This window comes from Methylocystis sp. IM3 (assembly GCF_038070105.1).
Classification (GTDB): domain Bacteria; phylum Pseudomonadota; class Alphaproteobacteria; order Rhizobiales; family Beijerinckiaceae; genus Methylocystis.
Genome location: NZ_JBBPBZ010000002.1, coordinates 2,863,563 through 2,881,451, shown reverse-complemented (window position 1 = coordinate 2,881,451; position 17,889 = coordinate 2,863,563). Strand labels below are relative to the sequence as shown.

Genomic DNA, 17,889 nt, shown 5'->3' with positions numbered 1-17,889 from the left:
ATCCATGAGCGAGGAATCGATTCGGATCGGCGTCGATCTCGGCGGCACCAAGATCGAGGCGATCGCGCTCGATTTTTCCGGTGAAATTCTGGCCCGCCGCCGGGTCGCGACGCCCGCACAGGACTATGACGAGATCATCCGCGCCGTGGCCGCCCTCGTGCGCGACATCGAGATGGAGACGCAGCGGCGCGGAACCGTGGGCGTCGGCGCGCCGGGGTCGATCTCGGCCCATACCGGCCTCGCCAGGGGCTCCAATACGCAGGTCGTGAACGGCCGGCCGCTCGACGCCGATCTCTCGCGGGCGCTGGCGCGTCCGGTGCGGGTCGAAAACGACGCCAATTGCTTTGCGCTGTCCGAAGCCGTCGACGGCGCGGGGCAGGGCGCGCGCGTGGTCTTCGGCGTCATCCTCGGCACGGGCGTCGGGGGCGGCGTCGTCATCGACGGCAAGGTAATGGCCGGGCGCAACCGCATCGGCGGCGAATGGGGCCATACGCCGCTGCCCTGGATGACGGCCGAGGAATTTCCCGGCGCCCGCTGCTTCTGCGGGCACGCAGGCTGTATCGAGACCTTCCTTTCGGGACCGGGCCTCGCGCGGGATCATGCGCGGCGCGCCGGCGAGACGCTGCGCGGCGAGGAGATCGTCGCGCGCGCCGATCAGGGCGAGCCGGCGGCGCTTGCGGCGCTCGAGACCTATCAGGACCGCCTTGCGCGCGCGCTCGCCATGGTGATCGACATTCTCGACCCGGACGCAATCGTTCTCGGGGGCGGCCTTTCGAATATCGGGCGGCTCTTTGCAGGTCTGAGAGAGCGCGTCGCGACACACGCCTTCACCGATGCGCTGGATACGAAACTTGTCCGCAACGCCCATGGCGACTCCGGAGGCGTTCGCGGCGCCGCCTGGCTGTGGCGTTGAGGGCCGCCTTTCATTCCCCGGGCCCGGCGTGTATCGGATTGTCGACGCACTCTTTGGAGCCACCCTCGCATGGGCGCCGCGGGCGAAGCCTCGAACGCAACCCGTAAACTGGCCTTCCTCTCCTCGGGCACGCCCGAGGCCGAGGAGGCGCGGCTGCGTCTCGTCGAGAAATATGGCGACGTTCCGCCCGAGGATGCGGATTGCATCGTGGCGCTCGGCGGCGACGGGCTGATGCTGCGCACGCTGCACAATTACATGGATTCGAGAAAGCCGATCTATGGCATGAATCGCGGCTCGGTCGGCTTTCTGATGAACCAGTATCGCGAGACCAGCCTGCGCAAGCGCATCGGCGAGGCCAAGGCCTCGATCATCCATCCGCTGCTGATGCACGCGACCAATGTGCACGGCGACGAATTTTCAGCCCATGCGATCAACGAGGTCTCTCTCCTGCGCCAGACCTCGCAGATCGCGAAGCTGCGCATTCTCATTAACGGTCACGAGCGCCTGCCCGAGCTCGTCACCGACGGCGTGCTGGTCTCGACCCCCGCCGGCTCGACCGCCTATAATCTTTCGGCGAACGGCCCCATCCTGCCGCTCGACGCGCCCTTGATGGCGCTTACGCCCATCTCCGCCTTCCGCCCCCGCCGCTGGCGCGGGGCGCTGCTGCCGGACGCCGCGAAAGTGCGCATCGAAGTGCTCGAATCGGAGAAGCGCCCCGTCTCAGTCGTCGCGGATCACGATGAATTCCGCGACGTGACCTTCGTCGATATCGAGATGGACCACGCCACCAATCTCGTCCTGCTGCACGATCCCGGCCATTCGCTGGAGGAGCGCATTCTGCGCGAGCAGTTCGGCTATTGAGGAGCGACGCCAGCGTGTCCGACATCGACCCCTTCCGGCTCCACGTCTTCGTCTGCACGAACAAGCGCGACGGCCGTCCCGCCTGCGAGGATCACGGGGCCAAAGCGGCGCTCGCCCAGGCGAAGGCGGCGCTGAACGCTTTGCCCGCAGCTGACCGCGACGGCGTCCGCCTCTCCGCCGCCGGCTGCCTCGGCCGCTGCCCGCACGGGCCGGTCGCGGTGGCCTATCCGGCGGGAGAATGGATCAGCTACGGGTCGGCGGAGGCGCTGACCGCCTTCGTGGTCGACGCCGCCAAAAGGCCCTGACGGACTACGCGGCCTGCCGCAGCTCTGCGTCGAAGGCGGCGAGGTCGATGAGCGGCGGCCTCGGCGCGGGCTGCGGAACCGGTTCAGCTTCCGGCGCCGGCTCCGGGGCGGCGAGGGCCGGCGGTTCGGGGGCCGGCGGTTCGGCAAGGAGCGCCTCGGGCGCCAACGCCTCGGCAGCGAGGCGGGCGGTCTCGCGGCGCGCGTCCTCCAGCGCCGCTTCGCGTTCGAAACGGCGCAGCAGCGCCATCAGCGGATCGAACTCGGCGTCGCCGATGCCGGCGCAGACGGCGATGGCGCTGCGGATCAGCGGAAGCGACAGGCGCGCGTCGGTCGCTCGCTCCGCTCCCTGCGCCTGCTGCGCGGCCAGCACGGCGCGGAAGGCGGGCAGGAATTTTTCGGGCAGGCCGGCGCGGGCGTAGAGCGCCGCGAAGCCGGCGCCGCGAAAGTCCCGCGTCAGCCCGGCGACGCGATCGTCTCTTAGTCCCGACAATTCCGCGAGCGCCGCCTCGAAGAGGTCGCGATTGTCGGAGAGAAGCCCGCGCAGGAGCAGGCTTGCGGTGAGCTGGCCGGAGGCGCAAAGATGCTGCACCAGATCGCGCACGCCGACGCGGCCGTCCTGTTCGACCGTGTCCGCGACGATGATCACATTGGCCTTGTCGCGCTCCTCGCGCGAGAGCCGCTCCGCCCGCGCCGGCGTGAGCCAGCCGCAGTTGACGACGAAGGCCGAAAGACTCGCGGCGGCGGCGTTGACGAGCGCGTTGCGTACTGCCGCGGGCAGAAAGGGGCGCGACAGAAGCGCCTCCCGCGCCTCGCCGTCCGCGCCGAACCGCTCCACCATGCGGCGCAGAGAGAATTCGGCGATGTCGGCGCCCGGATTGATCGCGAGCGAGATCGCCGCCTCGCGTGCGCCGATCTCCGCCAGCGCGGCGCAGACGCCGGAGGACACGCGGGCGCGCAGCGCGATGGCGGTCTGCGCGAAGGCGTCGCCGATGGCGGCGCAGTCGATGAGCTCGGCCTCGCTCAGCAGGGGCGAGCGCGACAGGATGGGGCTTGCGACCTCGGACTGGTCGCAGGCCAGGGCCGAGACGAGCGCGCGCGGCGCGTCGACGGCGCTCGCCAGGCTCTCGGCGAGCGCGCGGCGCACCAGCGGCGAAGGATCGTCGGCGAGCGAGGTCAGCGCGATCTCGGCCTCGCGGCGCTGCGCCGGGTCGAGATCGGCATGGAGATAGGCGCGCGCGAGCGCGTCCGCGGCTTCCGCGCGCCGTGCGGCGCTGGCGGTCTGCGCCCAGCAAAGGAAATGACGCAGGATCATGGAAGGGCTTCCCTGTGAAAGTAACAGTCAAGGTTAAGCGATCATGTGCATTCATGGTAAATGCGGGGTTTAAGGGCGCGGCCCGCTGATGCGCTCGGTTCTGGCCTTGCCGGCCGACAGGCGGAAATCCGCCATTGACGCGCTGTCCTGCGGGGCGTCGGCGCTCCTCCTGCGTCTGGGGCCCGCAGGGGGACTGGCGCGCGACGAGGCGCGGCTCTGGGCGCGGGGCTTCATCGAGGCCGCGCGCGGGCGTGAGGGCCGGCCGCGGTTCTTCGTGCAAATCCCCGCGCTGCGGGAGGAGGCCGCCGAGGAGGATGTCGCGGCGCTGTCGATTGCGGGGGTAGATGGATTTTTCCTCGAGGGCTGCGAAGGCGTAGCCGATCTCCAGCATTTGTCCGTGCGGCTGGCGGTTCGGGAGGCCGAGGCGGGCCTTGCGCCGGGGGCGCTGCGCATCGTCGCGCTCGCCGCGCAGACGCCCGCCGGCGTCTTCGCGCTCGGAAAATACGCCGGCGCCTCGACGCGACTCGCGGCGCTCGCCATGGACGACGCGCCGCTCCCCGGCGGCGCGTCGGCGCGGGCGATGGCGCGCACGCTTCTGACGCTCGGCGCGGCGGCCGCTGGCGTGGGGGCGCTCGCCGCCGCGCCGCCGTCGCGTGGCAGCGCGCTGGAGGCGGGCTGTCAGGCGGTCCTCCGCGACGGGTTCTCCGGCCTCGTCACCGCCGCCGCAGGCGAGATTCCGGTCATCAACCGCGTCTTCGGCGGGCCGTGATCGACAAAAGGCCACGATCGGGCGCATAGAGGTTTCCATGAGGAAAACGACATTCCGGCTCGCCGGCTGGCCTCTCGCCCTCGCCCTCGCGCTGGCGCCCGTCGCGGGCGCGGCGCTGGCGCGCAGCGGCCATTCCCCGCAGGATCAGAATGCGCCGCAGGCGGCGGGCGCGACGACGGCGGGGGGCGCCTTGCGCCTCAGCGCCACGCTCGGCGCCGCCGACGCCCAGCCCGTGCGCAGCGGCATGGTCTGGCGGATTTTCGAGGAAGCCGTCCAGCCGGACGGGTCGCACAAGCTCGTCGCGCAGTCCGAGGAGGCGACGCCCACCATTGCGCTGCCGGATGGCGCTTACATCGTTCACGCGGCCTATGGGCTCGCGGGGGCGACGCGCCGCGTGGCGATCGAGGGCCGCCATGTTTCGGAACGCCTCCCGCTCAACGCCGGCGCCCTGAGGCTCGTCGACATGCTGGGCGAGGCCAAAATCCCGCCGCAGCGTCTCTCCATCTCGATATATGTGCCGGAGCGCGGCAATTCGGAAGCCAAGCTCGTGCTCGCCAACGCCAGGGGCGACGAAGTCATCTGCCTGCCGGAAGGCGCCTATCACATCGTCTCGACGCTCCTCGACACGACGCAGGGCGCGCAGGGCGGCAACAACGCCACCAACTCCGTCGTCACGGCGGATCTCAAGGTGCCGGCCGGCAAGCTGATCGAGGCGACGCTCAAGCACCATGCCGCGACGATCACCCTGAAGCTCGTGAAGGCGCCGGGCGGCGAGGCGCTGGCCAATACGAGCTTTTCAATTCTCACGCCCGGCGGCGACGTGATCCGCGAACTGATCGGCGCCTTTCCCTCGCTCGTGCTGGCGGAAGGCGAATATGTCGCCATCGCCCGTCATGAAGGAAAAACCTACCAGAACACCTTCCGCGTCCAGTCGACGAAGGACGCGGACGTCGAGGTCGTCCTGAAGGACGACAAGGCCCCCGAGGAAGCGCCCCAATAGAGGCGGCCGCCGGCCGAGGGGCGCCGCGTGCGCTCCTGCTGGCGCCATGCCTAAAGGCGATCGTGGCGCCGGGTGGCCCTTTTGTGTGGCTGCGTCTCTGTCTATATTTTAATCATAGTGATTGCGATCTAATCGTTCACTGCACAAATTGCAGCCCCTCTGGCTGCCAGACGGACAGATCAGCCAAGGGATTTCGCTCATGTGGTTCCATCGCGCCGCGCACCTCGTCCTCCTGTCCGGTTTCTGCCTTGCCGCTCTGGCCTCCGCGCAGGCGCGCGACCACGGCGTCCGCCAGCCGGCGCAGCAGGACCGGGAGTTTTACGCTACGGCTCCGGCGCCGAGCGAGGCGGTGGTCACGCCGGCCGCGAGCCATGGCTGCTTCGTCACGAACAGCCCCATGGAGTCGACGAAGGGCATCCGCCACTGGAGCAACCACTGCTGAGGCTGCGCCGAAGCAAAAAAGAAAGCCGGCGAACGCTGTCGCCGGCTTCTTTCATTTCAGGGGTTTCCCTCGCTGCGATCAGAGCAGGGTGAAGGGAATGATCACGTCCATGTTGAACATGCCCTGAGAGCGGCTCTGGCCGTTGCCATTCGGGCCATTGAGGCCGCGGAAGAAGGGCGTCGTGCCATTGACCGCCGTGTCCCAACGGAATTCCGGACGCAGGATCAGGCCGGTGATGATCGGCAGCTTCGGCAGTTCCGGGGTGATCGTCGTGCCGACGGTGAGCGCGAGATAGCTCGTGCCGACATTCGAGGGCCGGAAGGTGCAGGACGGGCAGAAGAAGCCATGCAGGGCGTTGATCGCGTCGAAATAGCCCGGATAGCCGGCGACGAAGAAGTTGTTGGCGTCGCGGTAATATTCGACACGGCCATTGATCTTGAAGATGTCGTTGACCTTGTAGGACGCATATTGCGCGACCGCGTAGGACTCCGCGCCCTTCGGATATTGCGGCAAATAGGAGAGCGCCGTCGTCGGCCAGCCGGTCGGGGCCGTGAAGCCCGGGAAGAACTGGTCGTAGAGCGGGTAGGAGTTCTGCGGAATGCCGCCGAGCGCCGAGGCCGGGTTCCAGCCGCTCTCGCGGTTGAAGGCCATGTCGGTGATGAGGGTCAGATTTTCCGTCACCTTCCAGGTCGTGGTCAGATTGGCGTAGGTGCGGTTCGTGGCGTTCGGATTACAGACGCAGGCGAAGGGCGTGTTCGGCCAGGAGGCTATCGGCAGGCCAAATCCCGGGTCATACGGGCCGCCGATCTGCTTGGGGTTCTCCGGACCCGTATGCACAATGCCGAGGATCGTCAGATTGCCATCGAGCAGGTTGAGGCCGAAGCCGCCGTGGAAGGACGCCGCCGCATTGTTGTCGCCCGGCCAGCCGAGGAAGGTGTTCACGCCGGACGTCACGCCGGCATAGACGTCGAGCCATTCGCGGACGTGGGTCGTCGTCATGACGCCGGTGTGAAGGAAGGGCCCGAAGTTGAAGATGTAGGAGTGGCTGTAGAAGAGGTTGTCCTTGGCGTACATGACTTCGGCGCCATTGTACGTCGGGAAGATGCCGGCCTTGACGTCGATGCCGCCCTCCGAGAGGAAGGTCTTCCAGGGCAGATGCGCCTGGACGTTGGCTTCGAGCGGACCGACCTGGGTGTTAGTGTGCATCCAGTATTCGGTCGTGCCGGTCAGATGGTTGTAGCGCATGTCCTCGCCGAGCTGGACCTGCGCCTTGAAGCCGAAATCATAGGTGTCCGACTTCGGATCGAGCGGACGCTGCATCGTGACGACGAGGCCGTTGAAGGTCGGCTGGTTGGCGTCCGACGTGTAGAGATGGCCCCAGTTCCACTTGTTGAAGGGCTGGTTGAAGTTCATGGCGACGCCGCCCTCGACGTAGCCGTCGATGCTCAGCGTATCGAGCCAGGCAGGCGGCGGCGGCGGAGGCGCTTCGACCTTGGCCTTTTTCAAATCGGCCGCCTGGGCCAGGCTGGCGGCAAGCGACGCCGCGGTCACAAGGGGGAGGTAGTACCACTTCATGCCAGGAGCTCCGGTGTCGGGGAGGCGAGGACTTCAACGATAACAACGCCGGGGCCGTCCGCCTTCAAGCTCATCTGTGGCGCAATTGCCTATCGTTTGGGCAAATCAGGTTGTTGCTGAAAAATGTCTGGCCTGCTGTGGCGCCGATGTCACATTTCGACCGCGCCTCGGAGAGCCCGCCCTTTCCAATTAGTTAACCATACGCAGCTTGAGCGGCGCTTTTCCGGCGGCGGCCGCGGTGAGGCTGTCTTTGAGTGATTCGCGCCGCCATCTGCTTGCCTGCGGCCCAGCGGCTCCCACCTCACCAGAGGCGGCCGCGTTCACGACGTCGCCGGAAAGAGGGGGTAAATGTCTCAGGATGAAGAAATAACCGGTCCCGACTTCGCGCTGGGAATCGACATGGGCGCGGTCGTGGACGGGACGCCGGTCGGCGGGCATGTCGGCGGCAAGGCCGCGATCATGGTGCGCAAGGGCGACGAGGTCTTCGTCGTCGGCGCCTTCTGCACCCATTACCACGGGCCGCTGGCGGAGGGGCTCGTGGTGGACGAAACGATTCGCTGCCCCTGGCACCATGCCTGTTTCAGCCTGCGCAGCGGCGAGGCCGAGCGCGCGCCGGCCTTCGACGCTCTGGCGCGCTGGCGGGTCGAGCAGACCGGGGGCAAGATTTTCGCCCGCGAACGGATCAGGACGGCGGAGCCGAGGCCCGCGCCGGCCCGATCGCCGCGCAATGTTGTGATCGTCGGGGCCGGCGCCGCCGCCTTCGCCGCCGCCCACAGACTGCGGGCCGAGGGCTATGACGGCGTGATCGAGATGCTCGGGGCCGACGCCGCCGAGCCCTATGACCGCCCCAATCTCTCCAAGGACTATCTCGCCGGCACGGCGCAGCCCGAATGGCTCCCGCTTCGCGATCCCGCCTGGTACCGGGACAATCGCATCGATCTGCGCCTTGGGCGCCGGGTCGAGGCGCTCGACCTGGCCCAGCGCCGCGTCGTGCTGGCGGGCGGGGAGGGCGTCGGATTCGATGCGCTACTGCTCGCTACGGGGGCCGATCCGGTGCGCCTGCCCATTCCCGGAGCCGAGGGGCCGAACGTCCATTATTTGCGCAGCCTCGCCGACGCCGACAAAATTATCGCCGCGACGGCGGGCGCGCGCCGCGCCGCTGTCATCGGCGCGAGCTTCATCGGCCTCGAAGTCGCCGCTTCGCTGCGCACGCGCGGGCTCGAGGTGCATGTCGTGGCGCCCGAGGCGGTCCCCATGGCCCGTATTCTCGGCCCCGAGCTCGGCGCGCACATCAGGCGCCTGCACGAAGACCATGGCGTCGTCTTCCATCTGGAGGATACGGCGACGGAGATCGCCGCCGGGGGCCTGACGCTCAAGAGCGGGGGAACGCTCGCGGCGGATGTCGTCGTCATCGGCGTCGGCGTGCGGCCCAATACGGCGCTCGCCGAAGCCGCCGGCCTCGCCGTGGACAAGGGCGTGCTGGTCGATGAGTTTCTCGAAACCAGCGAGCGCGGCGTCTATGCGGCGGGGGATATCGCCCGCTGGCCGGACAAGATCACCGGCGCGCGCGTCCGGGTCGAGCATTGGGTGGTGGCGGAGCGCCAGGGGCAGACGGCGGCGCGCAATATGCTCGGACGCGGCGAGCGTTTCGACGCCGCGCCCTTCTTCTGGTCCCAGCATTACGATCAGGCGATCTCTTACGTCGGCCATGCGCCGGCCTTCGACCGCACGGAACTGTCCGGCGATCCGGCTGCGGGAGAATGCGCGGTGACCTTCTATGCGGGGAGCCGCAAGCTCGCCGTGGCGACGCTCGGGCGCGATCTCGAAAGCCTGCAGGCGGAAGTCGCCTTCGAACGGGCGATCGGCGCGCTCTAGAAAAGGGAAGGGCGCGGGGCTTTATCGGCCCGCGCCCTTTTGCTTATTCGAACCGGCCCGCCGCGTGGCCGAGCATGGTGTAGACCTTGCCGGCGTCGCTCGTGAGCAGATCGAGCGCCTTGCCGCCGTCGCGGTCGCCGCGGCTCGTTTCGAGCAGAAGCTCCTCGAAATGGCGCACATAGTGGTCGAGCGTCGCGCGGAACTCGGGATCGGTTCGGTAGCGGCGCCGGATTTCCTCGAAGGTCTGATGGCCCTGCGTCGTGTAAAGGCGACGGCCGAACAGCCCGCCTTTTTCGCCGCGCTGATAGCGTCGCCACAATTCGGAGACCGCGGCGTTGTCGACCATGCGGGCGATGTCGAGCGTCAGGCCGTCGAGCGCCGCGCCGCCGCCACGCGCGGGACGCGGCCGGCCGCTCTCGTCTCCCTCGTCGCGCGAGGCGCGGGCGAGGAGATCGCTCAGCCAGCCCCCCTGCGCGTCACGCGCGCCCGCCGCCGCGCCCGTGTCGGCCGCGCGCGGCGCGGGAGCCGGCGGCGGCGGAGCGGCGACGCGCGGACGCGGCGGCTCGGCGCGCGGCGCCTCATAGGCCCGGCGCGCAGCGGCAGGCGGCGCCTGTTCGGCGATGTCGTAGACGCGGCCCGAGCGCGCCACGAGGTCGGTCAGCTCGTTGAGCGCCTTCACCTGATCGCCGACCACGCGGCGCAGCGCCGCCGCCTGTTCGGCCGTGTCGCGCGGCAGTTCGATGGCGCCGCGGCGCACTTCCTCGCGCGTCTCCTCGAGTTCGCGATGAACCTCCTTCGACAGCGCGCGGATTTCATCGGCCGTGGACTGGAAGCGGGCGCTCGCCTCGCCGAAGAGGCGGTTGATCTCCTCATTGGCCTTGGCGAAAGTAGCGCGCATCGACTCTTCGGTCTGGGCGCGCTGGCCTTCCGCCGCCGAGCGGATTTCCGCGAAGCGCGCCTCGACGAGCGCGGCCGTCTCCCGCGTCGTCGCGGAGAGGGCGCCGCCGACGGAGCCCGAGCGGCTCTCGATGGCGCGGAACGCCTCCTCCATCTTTTTGGCGAACTCCGCCATCGTGTTTTCGACTTCGGCGCGCTTGCCGTCGACGAGCGTCAGAACGCCCTCGAGCGAGCGGCGGCGCGCATCGAACGCCTCGTCCAGCGCCTTCTGGCTCTTGGCGAGCTGGGCGGCGCTCTCGGAGAGGGTCTCCTGCCGTTCGCTCAGCGTCTCCACGATGTCATAGGCGTTGGCGACCGTGCCGCTGGCGGCTTCGTTGATGCTCTGCACCTGGGCGGACACGTCGCGGATCGCCGTCTGGAACTCGGAGAGCCGCGCGCCGAGGGCGCGTTCGAGCGTGACGAGATTGCCGCCGGTCTTGTCCATGATGGCGTGCAGCGAGCTGTTGGTCTGGCCGAGCTTGTCGAGCAGATTGGGCAATTCGGCGCGGATCTTGTCGTTCATGGCGACGAGCGCGCCGATCGAGCTCTGCGCTCCGGCGTCGAGCGCCGAGCCGAGAGAGGCCGCCGACTGGTCGATCGCCTCCGCGAGTTCCTCGCGCTTGTCGCCGAGATGGCGCACGATCGCGGCGCCGCGCGTCTCGATCGTCTTGGCGATGAGCTCGCCGACGCTGGCCAGTTCGTTGGTGACGGCGCCGCCGCGTTCGCCGAGCGTCGTCTCGATCTGCGCGAGCCTGTCGTCGAGCGCTGTCTGGATCTGGGCGAGGCGGGAATCGAGTGCACCGCTGATTTCGCCCACCCGCTCGCTGAGCGCCTTGCCGAGATCGCCCGTCCGCGCATGCATGGTGGCGTCGAGCTCGCGCCGCGCCTCGGCCAGCGTATGGTTGATGTCTTCGAGGCGCGCGCTGATCGATTCGATGACGCCCCGGCCGCGTTCGTCGATCTCCGAAGAGACCGCGCCCAGGCGCTGGACGACGTTCTTCTCGAAGAGGTCGATGCGCCCATCGAGCGTCTCGGCGAGATCGCGCGCCCGGCCGCCGAGCGTGTCGTTGATTTCGGAGGCCTTGGCGGCGAGCGTCTCGGCGATTTCCGAGGAGCGCGACAGCAGCACCGAATCGACGTCCTTGATCTTCTCGTCGAGGCTGCGGACGACCTCGCGGCCGCCTTCGCCCATCACGCGGGCGACCTGCAGCGCATGGCTCGCGAGCGAGGCCTGAAGCTTCTGGCCGCCGGCGCCAAGTCCCGCGTCGAGCTGCCTGGCGAGCGCCTCGACGCGTTCGGTCGCCTCGCGCGTGCGGGCGTCGCTGACGGTCTCGAAGGCTTCGATCTTGTTCGCCATGGCGGAGGCGAGATCGATCGCGCGGTTTTCGAGCTTCTCGACGAGCGCCTCCCCCTTCTCGCCGATCGTGTGGTCGATGGCGTCCAGCTTGGCGCTGACGTCGCTTGCAAGCTTCCCGACCTCCTCGCTGATGCGCGAGAAGGCTGAGACCGCCGTGGCGTCGAGCTCATTGACGAGCCGCGAGCCGCGAACCGAAATCGCTTCGTCGAGCGACTCGAGCCGCGTGTCGATTTCATGCGCAAAGTGACGGGAGTTGTCGCCGATGCGCGAGGCGAACTGATCGACCTGCTCGGAAAGCTTCTCGACGAAGACGCCGCCGTTGACGCTCATCGTCTGGTCCAGCGCGTCGAGCTTGGCGTCGAGCGCCTGATAGAGCTCCTGCGAACGTTCATCGAGGCGCGAGACCAGGCGATCGGACTGCGCCGCGAGACTGTCGACGAGCCTGCCGCCCTCGGTCGACACGGCGCCGTCGAGGGCGCTGAGCCGCGCTTCGATCTCCTCGGCGAAGTGGCGGGAGTTGTCGCCGATGCGCGTGGCGAAATAATCGGCCTGCGCGGCGATGCGCTCGACGAGCGCGCCGCCCTGTCCGGCGATGGCGTGGTCGATGGCGTTCAGCCGGTCGTCGACGCTCGAGACGAATTTTTCGGTCTGGGCGCCGATGCGGGCGTCGGCGTCCTCGGTGCGCTCCGTGAGGCTTTGCACCAGCTCCGTGCCGCGGCCGCCGATGACTTCCTCGATAACGGTGAGTCGCTGCGCCACGTCGTCGGAGAGCCGCGCGGCGTGAGCCGCGACGCGATCGGCGATCTGCTCGCCGTCGCGCACCACCGCATTCTCGAACTGACCAAGCTGCTGGCCAACGGTCTCGGCGATGCGGTCGCCGTGCTCGGCAAGCGCCGAGACGACCTCCTGGCCCTGCGACAGGACCGATTCCTCGAAGGCGACGAGACGGTCGGACAAGAGTTCGTTGAGCCGCTCCCCCTGGGTCGCGATGGCCACGACGGCGTCGCCCGCCGTGGCGGCGAAACGCTCGTGCAGCCGATCGGAATTGTCGGCGAGCGCGGCGCTCGCCTCCTCGACGACGCGGTGCAGATTTTCGCGCAGGGCGGCGCCATGGGCCTCGAAATCCTGCATGGCGCGCTCGCGCGTCGTCTCCATGGTGTGCGCGACCGCCATGCCCGCGGTCTCCAGCGCGGTGAGCCGCTCGCCGAGCAATTCGTCGACGCGCTGCGCATGTTCCGCGACGATCGCCGCGACATTGTCGCCGTGGCGCCTGACCGAGTCCTCGAAGGTCCCGACGCCGCTCGTCAGCGCGCCGGCGACGCGGGCGCTCTCTTCTTCGAGGCGCCGCGCGGTTTCGGCGTTCGCCTGCTGCACGGCGCTCTCGAAGGCGCGCAGCCTTTCGGACAGCTCCTCGCTGCTGAGAACCGCCTGATCGAGCACCCGCTGCGCGACTTCCGGCCCCTGCCGCAGGAACGTGTCTTCGAAGAGGGAGAGTCCCCTGGCGAAGGCGGCGTTGACCTCCTCGGTCTTCGAGGAGATGCGGCTCGCGGCGTCGCCGCTGTGGAGCGCGACGGCGTCGGCGAAGGCGGCGAGCCTCTCCGTGATGACGGCGGCGGCGTGGTCGCCGTGCTGCGCCACGCGGGCCGTGACGGTCTCGCTCTGGCGCAAAATGGCGTCTTCGAGCGAGGCGAGCCCGACCGAGAGATTGGTCAGCGCGCGGTCGCCCTGTTCGGCGACGCGGGTCGCGGCTTCCTCGCTCTTGCGGGCGACAGTCTCTTCGAGCGTGGCGATCTGGTGGGCGAGCTCCGCCGTAGCGCGCTCGCCATGGGTCGAGACGAGCGCCGCGACCTCCTCGCTCTTGCGGGCGACGGTCTCTTCGAGCGTGGCGATCTGCTGGGCGAGTTCGGCGGTGGCGCGCTCGCCATGGGTCGCGACGAGGGCCGCGACTTCCTCGCTCTTGCCGGCGACTGTCTCCTCGAGCGCGGCGATCTGCCGGGCAAGCTCCTCCGCGGCGCGGCCGCCCTGGGTCGACATGAGCGCCGCAACCTGCTCGCCGCTGCGGGCGATGGTCTCTTCGAGCGCGGCGAGCTGGAGAGCGAGTTCCGCTGTTGCGCGCTCGCCATGGGTTGCGACGAGCGAGGCGACTTCCTCGCTCTTGCGCGAGACGGTCGCTTCGAGCGTGGCGATCTGGTGGGCGAGCTCCGCCGTGGCGCGTTCGCCATGCGCGGAGACGAGGGCCGCGACTTCCTCGCTCTTGCCGGCGACGGTCGCTTCGAGCGTGGCGATCTGGTGGGCGAGTTCCTCCGCGGCGCGGCCGCCCTCCGTCGACATGAGCGCGGCGACCTGCTCGCTGCTGCGCGCGACGGTCTCTTCGAGCGTGGCGAGCTGGCGGGCCAATTCGCTGGCGGCGCGCTCGCCCTGGGAGGCGACGGCCAGGGCGACTGTCTCGCCGTGGCGGGAGACGTTGTCCTCGAAAGCGGCGAGCCCGTCGGCGAGGAGGGTGCGCGCGCGTTCGCCTTCCGAGACGACATGGGCGGCGACCGCCTGGCTCTGCTGGAGCACCGCATTCTCGAAGACGGCGAGGCCGGTCGCGAGATTGTTGAGCGCGCGGTCGCCGCTCTCGGCGACGCGCGTGACGATGTGGTCGCTGTGGGCGCCGACCTGCTCGGCATGCGCGGCCATGGCCTGCTCGAAAACCGAGAGCCGCTCCGCGAGCGTCTCCGCCGATCTTTCGCTCTGCTCGGCGAGGCGGGTCGTCAGCTCCTCGTGCCGCTGCGCGAAGGCGTTTTCGAAGCGGGCGACCTGATCTGCGAGCGTCGCCGCGGCGTTGGCGCCGCCGACCGTGAGGCGGACGGCGATGTCCTCGCCCTGCTGGGCGACGGCGGCCTCGAGCGCGACGATCTGGCGGGCGATCTCGCGCGCGGCGCGATCGCTCTGCTCGGTGACGCGCACGGCGGCGTCTTCGGTGCTGCGCGAGAGCGTCTCCTGGAAGTCGGCAAGGCGCGAGGCGAGGGTGTTGGTGGCGCGATAGCCGTGCTCGGTCACGCGCGCGGCGAGCTCCTCGCCGCGGGTGGCGAACACTTCTTCGAAGGCGGCGAGCCGCTCGGCGAGCGTCGCGTCGAGCTGGCCGCCATGTTCGGCGACGCGTGTGATCATCTCTTCGCCGCGCGTGAGCACCATGCGCTCGAAATTGCCGAGCCGCTCCGCGAGGGTCTCGTTGACGCGGTCGCTGTGGGCGCCGAGCGCCGACACCGCGTAAGCTGCGAGATCGGCGAAGCGGTCCTGGATCGTCTGGCCCTGATCGGCCAGGGCGGCGGCCGTCTCGTCGATGGTGCGCCCGAGCGACTCGCGTAGCGCAGCGCCGCGCTGTTCGAATTCCTGCTGCGTCCTGGCGCTGGAGTCGTCCATGGCTCCGAGGAGGCGCGTTTCCGCGCCCTCGAAGACGGTTCTGGCTTTCTCCACCTGCGCCGCGACGCCGGTGGTGAGGCGTTCGGTCGTCTCGGCGAGAGACTTGTCGAGCGCGCCGCCATGGGTCGTGACCGCTTCCTGAATGGCGCCGCCGGTCTCGGCGAGGCGGGCGACGAGCCGGTCGCCCTGGCCGCCGATCGTCTCCGTGAATGTCGAGCCGAGCGTCTCGAAACGCTCGACGATCTCGGCGCTGCGCGCGCCGAAATCGGTGGTGGCGGCCTCGCTCGCCTTTTGCAGCTTCTCGCCGACCTCCGCGACGCCGTCGGTGAAGCGGCGGCTCACGTCGTCGGAGGCGTCGCCGATCTTCTGCGCGACGGCGTCCCCCGTCTGCGTCAATACGCCGACGACGCGGCCGCCATGCGAGGCGAGCGTATTTTCGAAAGAGTCGCCCGCCTTTTCCAGCGCGAGCTTGATCTCTTCGCCCTTGGAGCCGAGCGAGGAGGTGACCCGCGCGCCGGCCGCGCTGACCGTCTCGGCGAGATGCGCGGAGGTCGCGGCGAGCTCCTGCGAGAGTGAATCGCGCGCGCCATAGAGCGCGGTGCGGGCGTTGTCGGCGTTGACGAGGATCGCTTCGCGCTCGCGCGTCAATTCGTCGATCAGGAGGCGGATTCGGCGTTCGTTCTCGGTGTACGAGCGTTCGAGATTGGAGACCTCCGTGCGCACGATGACTTCGAGCTCGCCGGCGCGCGCCAGTGCCCGCTCGATGCCATCGCCCATCGAGGCCGCCTCGCGGCGGATCGCCTGCGACAGGGAGACGACCTGCTCGGTCGCGATGGTCTCGGGCTCGATGAGGCGGATCGCGACTTCGGTCATGGAATTGGCGATGAGCCGCATCTCATGCGCGCGCCGCGCCATCAGGCCGGTGATGAAGAGAAAGATCGTCGGGCCGACGAGCGCGCCAATCGCCAATATCGGCTTGGGCGCGAGCAGCGAGCCGTCGGGGTCGATGATTTCGCTTTGGTGAAAATACACATAGAAAATCCAGCACACCGCCCAGAGCCCGATCGAGGCGAAGGTCATGCCCATGATCGAGCGGTTCGGCGCGATTTGCAGCGCGGCGCGCAATTCGCCGACCGTGCGCCGGTCGTCATTGGCGGGCGCGAGCGCCGGCGCGACGACGGAGGCGGGCTCTCGCGCCTCCGCTTTGCGGGACATCGCCTGGGCAAGGCTGGGCTGAGCGGGGCTCGGCGCCTGTTGGCCGGCCGGGTCCTCGGCTTTTTCCGGCGCGTCCGACCTGCCGGTCTTCCCGCCCGGCTTTTGCGGTCCCGGCTGGGCCGCCCCGTCGTCGCCCGGCGGCGGAGCGCCAAGATCGAGCGCGTCCTCGATCGCGGATAGAGCAGCAGAGGCCGCGTCCTGAATTTTGCCCGATTTCGACATTCGACGATCTCCGGGCGGCCGGACGAGCGCGGGCGCCCTCTGCTGCGCGCCGCAGGGCGCGGAAAGGATTAACCAATTATTACAGCCCCTCTCCCGCAATGGAAACACAGGGGTCCGACGTAATCGGAAACTTCGTTAACGCGCCTTTCAGGACTCCGCGCGAGGCTTGGCGTCTCACCCTCTCGACCGGGCCGGCAAGTTCCCCAGATATCGTTGTAAGCTCGGCGGTTTTTTTGCAAGGCGGGGGGGCGCGGGGGCAAGAACGGAGCATATGATGGCGAATCCGGCTGCTGTTAACCTTTCCCGCAAACATCCCAGCGGCGACCCCGATCCAGCCGAGGCCGTTCTCGATCTCGTCCATCTCTCCCGCCAGACTTTCGGCGATCACGCTCTGGAGACGGAGCTTCTCGCTCTCTTCGAGCGGCAGGCGTCGCAGCTTTCGAGGCGTCTCGAGGCGCCCCGCAGCATGGGCGACGCCAGCGCTCGCATCGATCTCGCTCACATGCTGAAAGGGTCGGCCCGGTCGGTCGGCGCCTTCGCCGTCGCCGCGGCCGCCGAGGCCTACGAGACGGCGCTGCGCGCCGGCGATGCGCGCGAAGCCGCTCTCTGCGGCAGGTTGCTGGCCGAGATCGAGGCGGTGCGGGGAGCCATCGCCGACATTCTTTAGCCCTCGCCGCGAATTGCAACTCGTAACAAGACTTAACTATTTGCAACGGCTCGCGCGACGGCCGTGCAGGAAGAAAACTACGTTTATCCTTCGCCGCGTTCCTTCGCCTCGGTGAGGCGGGTTATCTCCTCATGAGCGTCCAGCACCATCTTGCTGAGTTTGGAAATGGTCCTGACGGCGAGCAGGGCGCTCTCCGCCAGAAGAACGTAAGCCAGGAACGCACCGAGAAAATTCACGCAAAGAGAGAGCGTTGCGAAATATTTTTGAGAAACTGCAAATGAGACGGCGAAGAGCGTCGCGGAAAAGGCCGAGAAAAGGAAGCCGATGAACCTGTCTTCCAGGAAGCCGGTGAGAATGACGATCACGCACAACAAGGGGCGGACGGTCACGTCCTTTCCAGTGGCGATGTCCAATGCCCATATGGCGCAGGAGGCCACGGCGAGAACCGCGGCGGCCCTCAGTTTCGTCCGCATATCCGGCGCCGCCGGCTAAAGAAATCGCAAAATCAAGAAAGCCAGGCTACCCGTCAATTCCTCTCGGCGGGACATAAGTTATTTCCAGTCTAGAGGAATGCCTATTGATTCATGTCGAGCGCCGTGGAGAGGCTCATGAGATCCTTGAGTCTCCTGGCGATGAACGGCTCGATCGGCAAATCGACGGCCGGCCGGCCGTCCACGGTTTTGAGTTGCCAGCCGCCCTCATTGTCTTTCTCGACGAGCCCTTTCTTTTCCAGAGCCATCAGTTTTCTGCGGGCCGTCTCTCTCGGGATGTTGAGCTTGCGCACGAGGTCCATGAGCCGGACGCCCTTTGCAGTGAAATCCAGGCATCCGCCCGTTTGACGCGCGACAAGCTCCTCTCGTTTCTGTCGCTGGTGAATGACTGCGATGATCAGCGTGTCGTGAAGGTCGTCGTCAAATGTGTCGGAGAGATCACGAAGCAGCGACACGAACATCTTGATGGTCCGATATTCCGTCAGCGTCTTGCTGGACGCTTCCTGCTGGTGATCCTCAAATGGCGCAAACATAGTCATTT

The 17,889-nt window shown here is 68.2% G+C and carries 13 protein-coding genes; 8 read left to right on the top strand and 5 right to left on the bottom strand.

Features of this window, described 5'->3' with window-relative positions; translation table 11 throughout:
* The first annotated feature begins 4 nt into the window (after positions 1-4).
* The 3 genes from WOC76_RS15975 to WOC76_RS15965 all read left to right on the top strand — a co-directional run bounded on the left by WOC76_RS15975 (position 5) and on the right by WOC76_RS15965 (position 2,079).
* Positions 5-913, top strand: a complete 909-nt coding sequence (locus WOC76_RS15975; RefSeq protein WP_341105458.1) for an ROK family protein — start codon at positions 5-7, stop codon at positions 911-913.
* Between the two features lie 69 nt (positions 914-982).
* A complete protein-coding gene (locus tag WOC76_RS15970) occupies positions 983-1,774 on the top strand; it encodes an NAD kinase (RefSeq protein WP_341105459.1) in 792 nt (263 codons plus the stop codon).
* Positions 1,775-1,788: 14 nt separating this feature from the next.
* A complete protein-coding gene (locus tag WOC76_RS15965) occupies positions 1,789-2,079 on the top strand; it encodes a (2Fe-2S) ferredoxin domain-containing protein (RefSeq protein WP_341105461.1) in 291 nt (96 codons plus the stop codon).
* A 4-nt stretch (positions 2,080-2,083) separates the two neighbouring features.
* On the opposite strand, the gene WOC76_RS15960 is transcribed toward WOC76_RS15965, so the two are convergent.
* Entirely contained in the window at positions 2,084-3,391 is a 1,308-nt protein-coding gene (locus tag WOC76_RS15960; protein ID WP_341105463.1) for a DUF2336 domain-containing protein, read from the bottom strand.
* 88 nt (positions 3,392-3,479) lie between these two features.
* Here WOC76_RS15960 and WOC76_RS15955 point away from each other — a divergent pair, with 88 nt between their 5' ends.
* The 3 genes from WOC76_RS15955 (at position 3,480) to WOC76_RS15945 (ending at position 5,602) form a co-directional block, all read left to right on the top strand.
* Positions 3,480-4,160, top strand: coding sequence for an aldolase (locus WOC76_RS15955; RefSeq protein ID WP_341105464.1), 681 nt, complete (start codon positions 3,480-3,482; stop codon positions 4,158-4,160).
* 37 nt (positions 4,161-4,197) lie between these two features.
* On the top strand, positions 4,198-5,160 hold the full coding sequence (locus tag WOC76_RS15950) for a hypothetical protein (protein WP_341388990.1): 963 nt from the start codon (positions 4,198-4,200) through the stop codon (positions 5,158-5,160).
* A 148-nt stretch (positions 5,161-5,308) separates the two neighbouring features.
* Positions 5,309-5,602, top strand: coding sequence for a hypothetical protein (locus WOC76_RS15945; RefSeq protein WP_341388988.1), 294 nt, complete (start codon positions 5,309-5,311; stop codon positions 5,600-5,602).
* A gap of 78 nt (positions 5,603-5,680) precedes the next feature.
* Here WOC76_RS15945 and WOC76_RS15940 read toward each other — a convergent pair whose 3' ends face one another.
* Positions 5,681-7,177, bottom strand: a complete 1,497-nt coding sequence (locus tag WOC76_RS15940) for an outer membrane beta-barrel protein (RefSeq protein WP_341105470.1) — start codon at positions 7,175-7,177, stop codon at positions 5,681-5,683.
* Positions 7,178-7,525: 348 nt separating this feature from the next.
* Here WOC76_RS15940 and WOC76_RS15935 point away from each other — a divergent pair, with 348 nt between their 5' ends.
* Positions 7,526-9,052, top strand: coding sequence for an FAD-dependent oxidoreductase (locus WOC76_RS15935; RefSeq protein ID WP_341105471.1), 1,527 nt, complete (start codon positions 7,526-7,528; stop codon positions 9,050-9,052).
* 43 nt (positions 9,053-9,095) lie between these two features.
* Here the strand turns inward: WOC76_RS15935 and WOC76_RS15930 are convergent, their stop codons facing one another.
* Entirely contained in the window at positions 9,096-16,190 is a 7,095-nt protein-coding gene (locus WOC76_RS15930; protein WP_341388984.1) for an apolipoprotein A-IV repeat region-like domain-containing protein, read from the bottom strand.
* Positions 16,191-16,464: 274 nt separating this feature from the next.
* On the opposite strand from WOC76_RS15930, the gene WOC76_RS15925 reads away from it, so the two are divergent.
* Positions 16,465-16,857: an Hpt domain-containing protein gene (locus WOC76_RS15925; RefSeq protein ID WP_341388982.1), complete on the top strand. Its 393-nt coding sequence runs from the start codon at positions 16,465-16,467 to the stop codon at positions 16,855-16,857.
* A gap of 83 nt (positions 16,858-16,940) precedes the next feature.
* Here WOC76_RS15925 and WOC76_RS15920 read toward each other — a convergent pair whose 3' ends face one another.
* On the bottom strand, positions 16,941-17,330 hold the full coding sequence (locus WOC76_RS15920; protein ID WP_341105475.1) for a hypothetical protein: 390 nt from the start codon (positions 17,328-17,330) through the stop codon (positions 16,941-16,943).
* Between the two features lie 101 nt (positions 17,331-17,431).
* Positions 17,432-17,881, bottom strand: coding sequence for a hypothetical protein (locus WOC76_RS15915; protein ID WP_341388980.1), 450 nt, complete (start codon positions 17,879-17,881; stop codon positions 17,432-17,434).
* Between the last annotated feature and the right edge of the window lie 8 nt (positions 17,882-17,889).

Coding starts and splice junctions, on each gene's coding strand:
- WOC76_RS15925 (WP_341388982.1), top strand. CDS start 16,465: ATGGCGAATCCGGCTGCTGTTAACCTTTCCCGCAAACATCCCAGCGGC.
- WOC76_RS15930 (WP_341388984.1), bottom strand. CDS start 16,190: ATGTCGAAATCGGGCAAAATTCAGGACGCGGCCTCTGCTGCTCTATCC.
- WOC76_RS15935 (WP_341105471.1), top strand. CDS start 7,526: ATGTCTCAGGATGAAGAAATAACCGGTCCCGACTTCGCGCTGGGAATC.
- WOC76_RS15915 (WP_341388980.1), bottom strand. CDS start 17,881: ATGTTTGCGCCATTTGAGGATCACCAGCAGGAAGCGTCCAGCAAGACG.
- WOC76_RS15960 (WP_341105463.1), bottom strand. CDS start 3,391: ATGATCCTGCGTCATTTCCTTTGCTGGGCGCAGACCGCCAGCGCCGCA.
- WOC76_RS15940 (WP_341105470.1), bottom strand. CDS start 7,177: ATGAAGTGGTACTACCTCCCCCTTGTGACCGCGGCGTCGCTTGCCGCC.
- WOC76_RS15970 (WP_341105459.1), top strand. CDS start 983: ATGGGCGCCGCGGGCGAAGCCTCGAACGCAACCCGTAAACTGGCCTTC.
- WOC76_RS15950 (WP_341388990.1), top strand. CDS start 4,198: ATGAGGAAAACGACATTCCGGCTCGCCGGCTGGCCTCTCGCCCTCGCC.
- WOC76_RS15975 (WP_341105458.1), top strand. CDS start 5: ATGAGCGAGGAATCGATTCGGATCGGCGTCGATCTCGGCGGCACCAAG.
- WOC76_RS15955 (WP_341105464.1), top strand. CDS start 3,480: ATGCGCTCGGTTCTGGCCTTGCCGGCCGACAGGCGGAAATCCGCCATT.
- WOC76_RS15920 (WP_341105475.1), bottom strand. CDS start 17,330: ATGCGGACGAAACTGAGGGCCGCCGCGGTTCTCGCCGTGGCCTCCTGC.